At 32.1% G+C, this 13,903-nt stretch carries 12 protein-coding genes and 3 pseudogenes; 6 read left to right on the forward strand and 9 right to left on the reverse strand.

From position 1 onward, the window contains the following. Positions 1–250: 250 nt before the first annotated feature. A pseudogene (locus BAU28_RS31060) lies at positions 251–438 on the forward strand (family 10 glycosylhydrolase); the annotation flags it as partial. Positions 439–510: 72 nt separating this feature from the next. On the opposite strand, the gene BAU28_RS20470 reads toward BAU28_RS31060, so the two are convergent. The 3 genes from BAU28_RS20470 to BAU28_RS20480 all read right to left on the reverse strand — a co-directional run bounded on the left by BAU28_RS20470 (position 511) and on the right by BAU28_RS20480 (position 3,399). After that, positions 511–1,344 (reverse strand): DUF3974 domain-containing protein, encoded by an 834-nt coding sequence (locus BAU28_RS20470; RefSeq protein ID WP_002171962.1) that lies wholly within the window; start codon positions 1,342–1,344, stop codon positions 511–513. 24 nt (positions 1,345–1,368) lie between these two features. Next, a complete protein-coding gene (locus tag BAU28_RS20475) occupies positions 1,369–2,481 on the reverse strand; it encodes a toxic anion resistance protein (RefSeq protein WP_002171961.1) in 1,113 nt (370 codons plus the stop codon). A gap of 324 nt (positions 2,482–2,805) precedes the next feature. Beyond that, the gene (locus BAU28_RS20480) at positions 2,806–3,399 is read right to left on the reverse strand and encodes an O-methyltransferase (RefSeq protein ID WP_071719788.1); all 594 of its coding nucleotides are present in this window, start codon (positions 3,397–3,399) and stop codon (positions 2,806–2,808) included. Between the two features lie 303 nt (positions 3,400–3,702). Between BAU28_RS20480 and BAU28_RS30500 the strand changes: the two genes are divergently transcribed. After that, positions 3,703–3,861 carry a hypothetical protein gene (locus BAU28_RS30500; protein WP_002085567.1) on the forward strand — a complete coding sequence of 53 codons (159 nt, stop codon included), beginning with the start codon at positions 3,703–3,705 and terminating at the stop codon, positions 3,859–3,861. 115 nt (positions 3,862–3,976) lie between these two features. Here the strand turns inward: BAU28_RS30500 and BAU28_RS20490 are convergent, their stop codons facing one another. Continuing rightward, positions 3,977–4,846, reverse strand: a complete 870-nt coding sequence (locus BAU28_RS20490; protein ID WP_071719771.1) for a sigma-70 family RNA polymerase sigma factor — start codon at positions 4,844–4,846, stop codon at positions 3,977–3,979. Next, positions 4,824–6,134, reverse strand: coding sequence for a phytoene desaturase family protein (locus BAU28_RS20495; RefSeq protein WP_071719772.1), 1,311 nt, complete (start codon positions 6,132–6,134; stop codon positions 4,824–4,826). The genes BAU28_RS20490 and BAU28_RS20495 overlap by 23 nt, the downstream gene beginning before the upstream one ends. A 253-nt stretch (positions 6,135–6,387) precedes the next feature. Between BAU28_RS20495 and BAU28_RS20500 the strand changes: the two genes are divergently transcribed. Continuing rightward, a complete protein-coding gene (locus tag BAU28_RS20500) occupies positions 6,388–7,776 on the forward strand; it encodes an HD domain-containing protein (protein ID WP_071719773.1) in 1,389 nt (462 codons plus the stop codon). A gap of 112 nt (positions 7,777–7,888) precedes the next feature. Here BAU28_RS20500 and ytaF read toward each other — a convergent pair whose 3' ends face one another. Next, on the reverse strand, positions 7,889–8,548 hold the full coding sequence (gene ytaF / locus BAU28_RS20505) for a sporulation membrane protein YtaF (protein ID WP_197088219.1): 660 nt from the start codon (positions 8,546–8,548) through the stop codon (positions 7,889–7,891). Positions 8,549–9,014: 466 nt separating this feature from the next. On the opposite strand from ytaF, the pseudogene BAU28_RS20510 reads away from it, so the two are divergent. Continuing rightward, positions 9,015–9,643, forward strand: a pseudogene (locus BAU28_RS20510) (cupin domain-containing protein). Positions 9,644–10,180: 537 nt separating this feature from the next. Here BAU28_RS20510 and BAU28_RS20515 read toward each other — a convergent pair. The 3 genes from BAU28_RS20515 to BAU28_RS20525 form a co-directional block, all read right to left on the reverse strand. Continuing rightward, complete coding sequence (locus BAU28_RS20515) at positions 10,181–10,723, reverse strand: 2'-5' RNA ligase family protein (RefSeq protein WP_071719774.1); 543 nt, start codon at positions 10,721–10,723, stop codon at positions 10,181–10,183. A gap of 35 nt (positions 10,724–10,758) precedes the next feature. Further along, positions 10,759–11,784: an IS1595 family transposase gene (locus BAU28_RS20520; protein ID WP_071719789.1), complete on the reverse strand. Its 1,026-nt coding sequence runs from the start codon at positions 11,782–11,784 to the stop codon at positions 10,759–10,761. A 493-nt stretch (positions 11,785–12,277) separates the two neighbouring features. Then, complete coding sequence (locus BAU28_RS20525) at positions 12,278–12,892, reverse strand: helix-turn-helix domain-containing protein (RefSeq protein WP_116500411.1); 615 nt, start codon at positions 12,890–12,892, stop codon at positions 12,278–12,280. 56 nt (positions 12,893–12,948) lie between these two features. Between BAU28_RS20525 and BAU28_RS20530 the strand changes: the two genes are divergently transcribed. After that, complete coding sequence (locus BAU28_RS20530; protein WP_002171953.1) at positions 12,949–13,533, forward strand: LysE family transporter; 585 nt, start codon at positions 12,949–12,951, stop codon at positions 13,531–13,533. 187 nt (positions 13,534–13,720) lie between these two features. After that, a pseudogene (locus BAU28_RS31065) lies at positions 13,721–13,842 on the forward strand (glycosyltransferase family 2 protein); the annotation flags it as partial. Positions 13,843–13,903 lie beyond the last annotated feature (61 nt).

Below are 13,903 nucleotides of genomic sequence, written 5' to 3' on the forward strand. Positions count from 1 at the left end.
AATATCCTCCTATACTTGTAATTTCATTTCCATCTTGTTCAAAAATTGTGTAACAATCAGTGAAAGGAAGTTTCACGTTACTAACAAGCATATGAAGGATATATACAGTTTAGTTATATTGAAAGAAAATTTCAGCAAAAATACTATTTCTATTAATTTGAAGTTTCAATATGAAACTTTCTCAATTGTAGCTCTCCTATTTCATCATGTTATAGTATTTTAGGTAATAGAATAAAAAAGGCAGCATTTAAATGTAAATGCGCTTGTAAAAGGATTAAATATGGCTATTAAACAAAAAAATCATATATACAGTTTCACATAAGTCCATCTAGTGTATGGAGAAATATTGTTGATGATCCCAACAACGCTAACACAACCGCTGGACAAAGAAGCTATTATGATATATACGTTAATACACGTGAGTGGATACAAAAGGGTATAATGATTATAAATCCCTTATTAAAAAAACCGCCTTAAAGCCGAATTACTTAGCTTTGAGGGCGGTCTCTTCTATTTATTCTTAAATTTCTCAGTCGCTGCTCTCATTTTCACATTCAAATCATGATCAATGGAGTCGCGAATATCACGTTCTACTGCTTCCATTTCTTTTTGGAAATTTTGCAAGTAAATTTTTAATTCTTCTTCTTTTTCAGGACGTTGTGATGGTGGTAGTTGTACCACTAATGATAACATCGCTGTTAAGTCTTTCATTAAAAACGTTTCAAGTTTATGTTGTTGTTCAAACATACGTTGTTCTTGATAGTATGGAAGTGCATTCAATACTGAAATTGTAATGTCATCAACCGTTCTTTGTAATGAAGGATTAATCGATCGTTTGTACGCTTGAATTGTATTTAATGCATCAGGGTATCGATCATAAAAATACAATTTATAAAACGATAGGTCTGTCGGTTTAACAGTTTGCTGTGTTTCTTGTCTCAAGAAATTTTTCACTTTCATCGTTGCGATATCGATATCTTCATTTGTAAGCTTTTTCGTTGTTTTTGCCATCACATGTACTTTTTTCTGCTTCTCTTTCGGTAACATTGAGAATACTTGCTCTCTCGTACGTTGGCCCGATGTACAGAAAAGTGTATTTAATGTATTTTGTTCTTTTGTCCCTTCAGTCCGAATCCAGCGATAAAAGAGTGGGTGCTGCGTAAATTCTTGTAAAAACGGTGTTGATTTATTCGATAACTTCTCAATAGAATCTTGCGCTCTCTTATATGGTTTCGTCCATGAAAAATAAAGTTTACGTCCGAAGTATACAACTAAAACAACGACAGAAAATGCTATTAATAGTAATGAACCTAATAGTAATAATACTCCTTGAATGAAACTCATTTTTTCACCTCCTCAAATGATCTGTTATTTCTTTGGATGTTGTATGAGTTTCTGCTTCATCTCATCATTAAATGTGTCAAGTTCAATTACAAACTTCTTACTAGACTCGATAATACGTTCTGACGATTTCTCAGATGCTTCAATAGCAGCGAATACATTTTGGAATGATTCACGTAATTTATCCATGCTAATAGCAGGATTTTCCAGAAGTTTTGTTGTTTCTTCTGTATTTTGTTTCAATGCTTGAGAATTGCTTAGTACCATTGATTCGATCGCTTCATTTGTCGCATTAACTGCATCGATTGTTTTACGTTGATTTGTTAATGCAAGCTGTATTGCAGCTGAAACCGTTACTACATTTTGTGTCATCGTAATCGCATTACGAATTGCCTCTGTTAACTTTTCATTATTTTTCTTAATAATATCTACAGATGCGATAGATTGTAATAACACACTTTTTGCTTGTTGCATATTACGTGTACGTACAAGTATCTTTTCTAATGCATCGTTTATTAATGGAATATCCCTTTGACGCTCTGGATTTTGTTTCTCAGCCTCAAGCATTCCAGCAAGTTTTCTACCTAAGTATACTTGTTTATCAAGAGCGTGAATTTTATCATGTGATTGTTCTTTTAACATTTCAAGACCAACAGTATCCTCTTGCAAGTTATCACGGCCAATTAGAAGTGATCTAATAATCTCCTCGATTTGCTTATCTATAGATTGATATTTATGCACGTAATTTTCAAGTGGATTTTTCTTGAACACTTTAAACATAAGTTTCTTCATACCAGTTGCCTTTAATGAGTTCGGATCAAGTTCAGATACCACTTTTCGCAATTCTAACAATGTATTTGGAATTTCTTCATTCTTTCCATTCATCATCGCTGTTACAGGACGTTTTAATGCCGATAGCGTTTGTCCTGCCGCTTGTTGCTCTTTATCTCCCAAGTCTCCAAGCTGGGACAATACTTTTGATAAATCTGTATTTTGCTCGCTATTTAACTTTTGTACATAAAGATCCGCTTCTTTATTCAATTCTTCAAGTTCTGCATCTTTTATTACTGTATCAACCACTACTTCTACATTATTATCTTTTACAATCGATACAGGTTCCTTTTTCTCGAGTTCAGTCAACAAAATCGCTCCTTTATTTATATGTGCGAATTTATGTGCACTATATTTCGTCTAATATATCGTATTTCATATACATTTTTCTTGTTTGAAATCGATTTTTCAAGAAATACCTGCTTATGCAGTCATTCCCTGTTTCTTAGTATAAGTATACCTGTTCTCAACATTATTTTCCTCAGACTTAAGACCTAGAGAGCAACATGCTAAAGGCCGATTCTTCATGGATTACCTTTATTAATTCCATTTATCAACTTCCTTAAAATCATACAGTACTCTATTTTTTGACATATGTTATCTTTCAATGTGATAATAATATTAAGCTCACTTCTAATTATTCTTTCGCGCAACAAATGCTCCCTTTTGAAAAGCTAATAACACCGTTTCAAACGTATCATCTTCTTCAATCATCTTTATAAATTCTGCTAGTTCCTCCGCATGAGAAGTTGCATTATCAATAACAAGAAAACCTTTTGGTTCTAACATACGTTTTATATGTTCCCACCACCACATGTATTGCGTGCGCTCTGAATCTAGGAAAATAAAATCAAATGAACAATCTACTTGAGAATCTAAAAATGCCCCAGCCTCTTGATTATGAATATCGATTCGCTGTGTAAGATTTGCCTTTTCAAAATTTTCAAGCGCCTCTCCAACCCGTTCTGAAGAAAGTTCTACAGTTGTAACATTTCCATTTGTTTCATCTACCGCATTTGCTAGCCACAATGTAGAATAACCATTTGAAGTTCCAATTTCTAAAATGTTTTTTGCATTGCACCCCTTTACTAAAACTGATAAAAACTGTCCCATTTCGCGAGAAATATTTCGTAATTTTTCTTCTCGTTTTTCTTTATGTCGATCATGCTCTTCTCCATATTGTTCAAGTTGCAATAATAATGAATCTAGAGTATTCATTTTCTCCATCGCCTTTCCAAGCAATATGATGAAAAAGTTCATGATGCACGTCTACTTTTCATTATATGCGAAATGTAAACCTTTTTCCTGTTATATGACAAATAATTAAATTTTTTATAGCATATTGTTTCGTTTTTTGGTAAAGTTAATTTCTACGTGTAATTATTTCGTTACATTATTTTACAATCAAATTGCAATTATAAAATAATCTATGCCCCATTTAAATGAATCGGTATTTCTAATTCAACTAAGCGCCCTTTTCGGACGCATTTTCTTTTGTTTATATATTTCTGTGAGAAAGGATGCTTACACATGAACGTGATTAACTTAGATGCTGCTAGAAGACGTAAACAGCATAAAAAACTAATGATAACTATACCGATTATTAAACGCATTTATGAAGAAGACGGGGAAATTAAATTTGAGGTAGCTGGCGAAAAAGATGTACCTCTTGAAATGTTAGAGAAATAAAGTAAAGCTTTGTCTACCTAGCCTTTTTACTTTCACCAAGTTTTGAGGCTGGAGTCATTTTTCTCACAAATAATGCAGTGAATGAATAAAGACGCGCTTCAACTGAAGTACGTCTTTATTTATTTTTATTTAAATGCATAAGTTTTTCTGGATTAACCATCATATAAATGTTTGAAATTTTCCCATCATGAAATGCAAATGAAAGCACATAAGTCACCTTATTATTTATTTTTACAATGACACCCGGTGCACCATTTACCATTTTGAAATCAACAGCATACTCACCTGGTAACCTTTTTGCAATTCCAAAGAACAAACGTATAATTCTATCTGCAGAATAAATCGGATTTATAGCAGTAGTAACTTTCCCCCCACCATCTGCTTTGAATATCGCATCTGTTTTTAAAACTTCTAACATCCCTTGTGCATCTCCTCGTTGTAATGATGCTACAAATTTTTCAACATAAGTGGCCATTAGTTTCGTACTTAATTTCTGATGCTTCGGTTTATCCAAAATACTCTTTCGTGCACGCTGAAATACCTTCCGGCAATTCACACTACTCTTACCAACTATTAAGGCTATTTCTTCATAATCATAACCAAAAACTTCTCTTAATATGAATACAACCCTTTCTACTTCAGATAACTGTTGTAAAAGTAAAAGATATGCTGTAGAAAGAGATTCCTTCATTACGAATGACTCAAACGGGTTATCATTTTCTTCCACAAGCGGCTCAGGTAACCACATTCCAATATATACGTTCCGCTTATGTGCCGCGGAACGTAATTTATCAATTGAACGATTAGTTACCATTTTACATAAATAAGCTTTTATATTTTCAACAGACTGACTATCATCCATGTTATTTAATGAAATAAATACGTCATGGACTATATCTTCAGCGTCCATAACACTCCCCAGTATTCGATAAGCTAAAGAAAATAATAAAGGTTTATGCGCTTCATATAATTGCTCCGTTTCCATGCTGAATTGCCTCTCTTTCTAATTGCTTTAAAATGTGTAATGCCGCTCGTTTCCCGCTTGCTACTGCTGCATCAGCTAATACTTCATTGTGCCCAGCCCAATCTCCTGCTACGTATACGCCTGGCATTTCAGGAATTGCAGGCCCCGGATTTTCTCCTCGGCCAATATGCGGAAAATCATGAACAACAGTTATTTTAGGTAAATATTGCTTAACAACAACTTCTCGTTTCCAATTAGGATGTAATAGCTCCATCGTTTTTTCTAACTGTTCTTTATCATTATTAATACTATTTATTTCTTCCATAGGATTATGATACTTAATCAAACTTACAACTATCGATCCATCTTCACTTAACTTAGCTGATCTCGATTGGTTCGTAAAAAATACAGGTTGATCTAACCCTAATGCAAATTGATGGGTAGGATTAGGTAATCGTTTCAAACCAATATCTAATGCAGCTGCTGTCACTTGTAACGATTGTTCACCCCATACGTGCAAACTAGTTTTTTCTGCGCTTTTTATTATTTTACAAGCTTCTTTCACTGGAATCGTCACGATAACAGCATCAGTTTCGAATATATCATCGTCTAAACAGCGTATTTTTTGTATATCTTCACAATGTTCTATTTCCAAAACATGCTTACTTTCCTGAAATTTAACACCAGCATTTATAGCTATATCTTTTAATTTTGTTATAATTGTCTCCCAACCACCATCTACATAAAAAACTCCTTCTTTCATCGAACGTTGTATTTGTTTTAATACAGACGATGCTAATTGGATGGTAGGAGCAAATGTGTATGTCGTTGTTCGGCATAACGCATAAAATATATTTCGTACCATAGGATCCTGTATTTCTTTTTCTGCCCATACAGAAAGACTCATTTTTGGAATCACACTTATATCCAATTTCCCTAAATGAATCATAAGACGAGAAAATTGTATTTTAGCTGACCATGAAAGTAACGGCGTTGATAAAATGGTACGGAAATCAGTTGGGATTGTATATACCTCATCTTTCCATATTCCGTGTGCTTTCGTGGACGGTATTCCTCCCGTAAGATTCATACCAAGCTCGTTAAATGTTAAGAATGCTTCTCCTCCGCGGTATAAAGCATGTGCTCCAAGATTCATATAGATGCCATTTTTATTTATTGTCATCGCTCTGCCACCAAAACGGCTAGATTTTTCTAATACAACAACTTTTCTTCCTTTTTTCGCTAAATATATAGATGCCGTTAACCCAGCAAGCCCCCCGCCAACAATTGCTATATCAAATTTATTCATAAAAAATCCCTCCTTCTCGTTCTACTTACAAGACGAACGATGATGGAAGGATGTGACATAAAAATGCATTTTTATATTATCCACTTTATTTATAATCCGGTTATATTGTTTTTGAAATAACTTAATAGTAAACAAAGTATCTTCTTTTACTTTTAAAGAATTACATTATTTTATAATTTCATTGCCATTTTCAAAGGTCTTTATCATATTATATAGAATTATTATTAGAAATAACTTTAAGGGATGGATTTATATGAATGAGGTTTTATTACAAAAGGCAAATTATCTACAACCTGAAGAATTAAGGCTAATGAAAAAAGCTATACAATTTGCCAAGCAAGCACATGATGGACAATACCGTCAAACAGGAGAACCATATATTATTCACCCTTTTGCTATTACAGAAATTTTATTACATTATAAAGCTGATGCTACAACTTTGATTGCTGCGTTATTACATGATGTCGTAGAAGACACCGATCATTCTTTAGAAGAAGTGGAGTCGCATTTTGGTACGACCATTCGATATATTGTAGATGGGTTAACCAAAGTAAATAAACAACAAAATCCAGAGAAAGCATTATACGAAGCAACTAATTTTAAAAAGTTATTACTAGCTTCTCAACAAGACATACGTGTTAGCATTATTAAAGTTATAGATCGTCTTCATAACATAAAAACTTTGGGTATAAAAAAACCAGCGAAACAAGTAGCTTATGCAAATGAAACATTAACATTATTTGCACCACTTGCAAAACGATTAGGTTTATACGATATCCAGCATGAATTGGAAAATCTAGCTTTCAAACATCTCCATAAAGAGCGATATGAAAACATGCGAAACTTTTTAAATGGCTACGTAAAACAAATTCAAGAAAATATAGTCGAATTAAATAGAGATATTAATAACTTTTATGATACTAACCTTTCATTTGAATTACATTATAATTTCACCCCCATTTATTCTGCTTACTCGCAACTTCAAGAGGCACAAGACATATCGAAAGTTTCTCAAATATATATCACAACTTCAAGTGTGCTTGATTGCTATACAATCCTTGGAATGATTCATCAATTATATAAGCCTAATATAAAATCTTTCGAAGATAATATAGCGCTTGAAAATAACCATTTTAACTCTAATTTAAAAACTAAAATTACTATTAATGATGTTGAACAAGTAATTATTATTCAAACACGATTGGCAAAGAGGATAAATAATAGTGGCGTTTTTTATTTATTAAATAATTTCGATAATGATATCAAAAAGATTTCATATAGCATACTTGATGATACAATTTTTAATAACCATTTATTAACGAAAGATCCTTTCATCTTTCATGACCTAGTCTCATATGAGCTATTTGAAAATACTATTACTACTTATACCACTAACTTAAGGCCCATTTATTTGCCTAAAGGTTCTACAATTATTGATTTTACATTTGCTGCTTTTCCTGAAAAAGCACATTATATGTACAGTACTAAATTAAACGGTAATCCCGTTTCAATTAATACGGAATTATCTCATTTAGATGTAGTTGAAAGCTATTTCAATACAAAACAAAACGTATCAATAGACTGGCTAAATTATGTTCATACAGCTAAAGCTCAATTAATGATTGAACAGAAATTATCGTAAAGAAAAAAGCAATGCCCTCTAATAAAGGAAGCGTTGCTTTTTTTATGGCTGTTTTTAATTTTGCACTTCAAATCCGAAACCGTTATAGTAAAATTGCTAGTTTTTTATCCTACTAATCTAAAAATGCAGTAAAAGCAATAATAACTAATAAAACACCACTAATAAGCGTCCCAAACTGTCCAATCGTGAACTTTCCAATTCTTACATTTGCTACTTTTTCTCCTAGTACTACGCCTGCCCACACAGTTATAAAGCTAGCTATTGATGCAGCTAAACAAATTGCAATAGGTGATAATCCTAATAAACCAGCACCTAATCCATTTGTAAGAGCATTTGCTGAAAGAGCGACACCAAGGAAAAGAGATTCAACAAACCCAATACTTCCAGACTTATCAATATCTGCCTTCGTTGGATCTTTCATAATTGTTTTCAGACTTCCGGAGACCCCATCTTTATTTGAAGTTTCTCCCTCTACTTCTCTTATAGATGCCACTTCTTTATTTTTTCGTGGCATGGCGAGTAACATAATACGAATACCAATAATCACTAAAAGTAATGAACCAACGATCACCGGAAATATTCCAGGCAATACTTTAGATAGCCAGACACCAAAATAAATTCCTGCTGCACTAAAAAGAAAGCAAATGACAGAAATAATAAAGTTTGAGAAGGCATTTATTCGAATACCACGTATTCCATATGAAATACCTACACCAAAATTATCAATGCTTGAAGATATCGTAAGTGCTAGTATCATCATCCATGCCATTATAATCAACCTCATTTCACAATTGATATATATTTCTCTTGAAGCTTGGCTTTTAACAGCATTTCAACTCATCTAGGTTCATCCTCAATCATAAAACCACTCTTCACATCCTTTTTCAATATTTTCTTATACGCCCTTATTCCCTTTAGTTCATATAGAAAATCTTTTTGTCTAATACCGTATTTAATAGGATAACTTACGTATCGGGACACTATTTTGCACGAGAGAAATTCTTTTTAGATAAAGCAATTAAAACCATATTATGTGAATATAAAATGAACTATGTTAACATTATTTTTATTTTTTGCAAATGTATTGATTTTTTATTGCAAATTAATTTAATGTTTGATTTCATTTGTTGATAAATTATTGAAAATTCATTTAGATAACTACAAATGCACACTCCAAAAACTAGACTCATATCCTAATTTTGTACAATGACTTTCAAATAGAAAGGCAGGTAATACAATTGACTTCTAATGTCGACTACACTTCCCCATCAACCAATTTCACTCATGATTTAAGTAAAAGTAATTTTTTTTAAAAAGATGCTCAAAATTATATAAACGTACTTAGCATTAAACAGTTAAATACATTAGAAAACACTTCTTTGTTAGATATTTATTTAAGTACAGGTAATGTTGTAGAACCACACATTCATCAAAATGCAGCTGAACTCGTGTATTGTATTTCAGGGTCCGCTGTCGTTTCGTTACTTAATCCGTTTACGAATCAAATTTTAAACTTACCTATAAAACCAGGGCAAGTTGCAAATGTCCCGCAAGCTTGGTGGCATTATGAGATCGCAACAACTGATAACACACATTTATTAGCTATTTTTGATGCCCCTACCCCTGAAGTTATTTTTGGATCTGATATTTTAAGATTAACCCCAGCTAATATGATGGCTCATACTTATTGTCTCGATGAACAGCAATGGAAACAAGCAATATCGCCTATTCAATCCACTACAGTAATTGGACCTCCCGCAAACTGTAATCAAAACCGAGGTATGATAAACCAATCACCCCCCCTACTCAACAACAAAATTTATATTACCAAGATTCATATTATTTCCCTCTTTACTGGGGATATTAATTTATACATTTTCAAAAAAACACCATGTATCTCCCCGGAAAATACCTAGGAGATTTTTATTGTATATCTTCTTTTCTTATTCTTTATCGTAACAATTAATAGAGTACATACATATAATATTTATATATTATATTGGAGGTGAAAGTGCTATGAGTAATAATAACTATCGAAAAAACTACTCTCATAATAAAACTAGTAGCTCTTCAGCATCCTCTCAAACTTCGAATTCTCAATCTTCCAATTCCCAATCGCAAAGAGATTTAGCCCAACAAGGCTATGTAAAGAAAAAAGGGTGTAATTGTAATAAAAACAAATAGTATATAGCTTATACAAATCGACTTTATCGCATCCCTTAAATGAAAGACTTTCCTGATAAATAGTATAATTTTTCAAAAGATGAATTCTGTAAGGAACAAGATTCATCTTTTTTATAATAAGGCTCTATTAAAGTAAAATGTTGATAAAAGATAAAAAATAACGAATGTCTAATTAGACATTCGTTATTTTTTATCCAAACTCATTAATAAATTGATACATTTAATTGTTATTTAATCGTTTCGAGAAAATTATGGGAACATTATTTTTACAAACTATTTCTAAGATTGCAATTTCTTCAATCATACCTTTTATAGTATCATTCCTTTTTAAACAATATGTAAATGCTTCTGATAATTTTTCTGGAGTCAATCTATTTGCTAAGGTACAATGTGGTAGCCATTTGTCAGGTAAGTATAATGAATTAGGATTGTCATTGTACTTTATAAAATTTTTGTGATGATTAGAGTGAAATTCTAACAATTGTCTATTAATGGTGGGTGATAAAAAGAGCGTTCCTGAATTTAAAAATGACCCGATCGAATTAAAGGTTATTTCAAAACCTACCTTATCATCATAAAATTTATCGATCTGTTCAATAAATTCATTTTTGTCTATTTCATTGTAACTTGCTAATGTAATATGTGGCACTCTGTTCACTACTTCATCTGCATAAAACGATATTGATTTTTCTCGTAATTCTCTCCATATATCTTTAATAATTTGTTCTGTCTTTTCATCAAATTTTGCAATAACTCCATACATACATTACTCACCTTCGTTCCTTTAACTTCGGTTTATTAGATGGTTAAATTTAATTGACGAATATCTTCATTTTTCAAATGATGTTCGCAAAGACTTGTGCGTACGAAGACCTCTTTTATATTCGATGTGGTAGCATCAAACCCCTTCATTTCAAGGAATTGAAACCATGCCAAATAATGATCAAGATATTTTGTTGCGACCCCTTTAAAACGATTCATCCATTGACTTAAGCGAGCATGATAGCCATTCACATTTTGGATATGATAAATTCCTTTAATGACATGACCCGTTTTTGATGTATTAATACGATAATGTTCCATGCCTTTTTCTTTTGCGTACGTCATGTATGCTCTCCAAGCATCTGTACAAAGAATAGTACCCACATCTAATAAATGACCAATTGTTTCTTCTACTTTTGATTTCACAATTCGTCCCATACAAGTTACTTTCGACACCGTTTGTTTGTTGCGGTCACGAGCTACCAATACACAAACTTGTTCACGACTGATGCCACGATATTTTGATACACCGCCACGTTTACGAGCTTTACGACCAACGATACCCCTCTTTCCCTTTTCAGAGTAAAAGAAATAGGTCTCGTCCACTTCGACGATACCTTCGAATCCTTCAATCTCGATTTCTTTTAGTGCATTTAATATTTTGTGTCGCCAATAAAAGAGTGTAACCCATTTGATTCCTAATATTTGTTCGCATTTACGAAGAGATAGACCTTCAAACATCAATTTAATGAACTCTGCCCAAAATTTCGGATAACGAGTGCCATGCATAGGAGTATTGGTTAAGTCATTAAATGTTTTACGGCAAGCCTTACAACGATAACGTTGCCGACCTTTGTATTTACCAAATCGGACAACAAATTGGCTTGTGCAATGCGGACAAACGAACCCCTCAGCAAAACGAGTTTTTCTCATGTCGTTCACAACAGAACCTGATTGAATAATTGGAAAGAGTTTATTTTTCAATGTCCAAAATAATTGTTCTTGCTGACGAGAGTCAATTTTATTGATGTGATTTAGTAAATTACGAAAGGCTTTCATGATTACAAACACACTCCCAATTGGGAGTGTGTTAGCCGTTATCAACAATCTTTTTTAACAGAGCCTATAATAATGATAAACAAATTCAAATGTATAGTAAAAATCCAAATTTTAATTTTTCTTGTATATCCAATAATTTCTCAATTTCATCATCCACATTAATTATTAAAAAAAATTAATAATATACTTTCCTCTACCAACAAAAGATTCCCTTATAACAATAGTAGAAACTATCTATACTAAATATTCCGTATAAACATTATCAATTTACTCCATCCCTTACCGATGTTACATTAAATGTGAAGACAGTTTCTCTTTTACTAATCATCTCTCAATTTGTATTCGAGAAACATTCTCCAATCCTATACGCGAGAGCAATACTGTGTTGACACTCAAACGAGTGTCTTTTTTTATAATTTGTCACAAAATAAAAACCACCTTATATAGATGGTTTTATACTTACGAATCTCATTATAATTTTTATGTAAATACCATTTTATGAAACTGGATAATATATTGTCATACTCAACCGCGTTAGAATGTCTCCTGAATTATAATAACTATGTTGTCTATCCGCTTTAAACCTAATTGAATCTCCACTATTTAATTTATATTGGCAATCATTTACTTCAATTGTCAATTCACCATCAAACACCGTTATAAATTCTTCAGTTCCTTCTTTATGCGCTTCAGAACTTAACTTTCCTTCAGTGTCAATTTCAACAGTATAGATTTCAAAATGTCTATCATCTTGGAAAGGAAATGATGGATAAACTTTATATCTCCCATTGCCTTCAGATAATACTTGAACATCATTTCGTAAAACAACTTTCGTATCTGGCTGTGGATTATTGATTAAAGAAGTAAAAGACACTTTCAGTCCATTAGCAATTTTCCAAATCGTTGTAAGTGTCGGACTAGATTCTCCCCTTTCAATTTGTCCGATCATCGTTTTACTTACACCACTTAATTGTGAAACTTTTTCTAAACTCAGCTTTTCTTTCTCTCGAATAGCTTTTAAATTTTTTGCAAGGATAAGTTGAATTTCCTCCATAAAAAACACCCCTATATCATATACAATATAACGTCCGTTATGTATAATAAAAAGCACACGTTATATTGTTCTTTTCGGTCATTATAACATACAAATTACAGGGAGGTTTTGAAATGTCTATATTTTCTTTTTTAATATTCGTCTTTATTAGCAGCTTCACACCAGGCCCTAACAATTTTTTAGCTATGACATACGCCAACCAACATGGGTTAAAAAGAAGCATTAAATTTTGTTTAGGAGTGGCTTTCGGTTTTTTCATCATCACTTCTTTATGTAGTTTCTTTAATATCGTACTTATAAACATTTTGCCAATAATTGAATTCCCTTTAAAATTTTTAGGAGTAGCTTATATGCTGTATTTAGCTTTTAAAATACTCACTAGTAAAAGCAACATAGATACAAAGAAAAAAAGTTATAAAAGTTTATTTTTAGTAGGAATTGCACTTCAATTCGTTAACCCAAAAGGAATTTTATTCGGACTGACTGTAGTATCAACTTTTATTCTCCCTTACTACAATTCATATTCTAGTTACCTTCTTTTTTCATTATTTTTAGGTGTAGTCGGTTTAATGAGTACGTTTAGTTGGTGCCTATTCGGTTCGCTATTCCAAAAACTTTTATTAAAACATAACCAACTATTTAACATCATTATGGCAATTTTATTAGTTTTTAGTGCTATTTCAATTATTATCAACTAGGTCCATAGCTATGCTAATTTTTAACTGTAGATCCTCTCACCTATCCTTTTTACTTTTGAAGTCGTAAGGTGGGCGCCTTCTAGCAACAAAATCCGCACCATATCATACTAAATAAGAAGAGTTTTATATAAGGAGGAGGTTTTCATTAAGGCTACTTTGATTTCTCATTTTTATAATGAAGAATATTTATTTGACAACACTTGAAAAATTAGAAAAAAACTATAAATACTATGCAACCTTAACTACTGATCTTCGATTAATCCAGAATACCAAACTGTATTTCCCGATTTATGTTTTCCTAACAATTAATACTACCAAAAGATTAGAAATCCATACTTATATAATTAAAAATGCGGTTTCTCTTTTACGA

It is taken from the genome of Bacillus paramycoides, from assembly GCF_001884235.1.
GTDB lineage: Bacteria > Bacillota > Bacilli > Bacillales > Bacillaceae_G > Bacillus_A > Bacillus_A paramycoides.

Bases quoted from the DNA above. Each gene is read 5' to 3' on its own strand.
- BAU28_RS20530 (WP_002171953.1), top strand. From the start codon at position 12,949: ATGTCTATATTTTCTTTTTTAATATTCGTCTTTATTAGCAGCTTCACA.
- BAU28_RS20495 (WP_071719772.1), bottom strand. From the start codon at position 6,134: ATGAATAAATTTGATATAGCAATTGTTGGCGGGGGGCTTGCTGGGTTA.
- BAU28_RS20515 (WP_071719774.1), bottom strand. From the start codon at position 10,723: ATGTATGGAGTTATTGCAAAATTTGATGAAAAGACAGAACAAATTATT.
- BAU28_RS20490 (WP_071719771.1), bottom strand. From the start codon at position 4,846: ATGGAAACGGAGCAATTATATGAAGCGCATAAACCTTTATTATTTTCT.
- BAU28_RS20470 (WP_002171962.1), bottom strand. From the start codon at position 1,344: ATGAGTTTCATTCAAGGAGTATTATTACTATTAGGTTCATTACTATTA.
- BAU28_RS30500 (WP_002085567.1), top strand. From the start codon at position 3,703: ATGAACGTGATTAACTTAGATGCTGCTAGAAGACGTAAACAGCATAAA.
- BAU28_RS20480 (WP_071719788.1), bottom strand. From the start codon at position 3,399: ATGGAGAAAATGAATACTCTAGATTCATTATTATTGCAACTTGAACAA.
- BAU28_RS20500 (WP_071719773.1), top strand. From the start codon at position 6,388: ATGAATGAGGTTTTATTACAAAAGGCAAATTATCTACAACCTGAAGAA.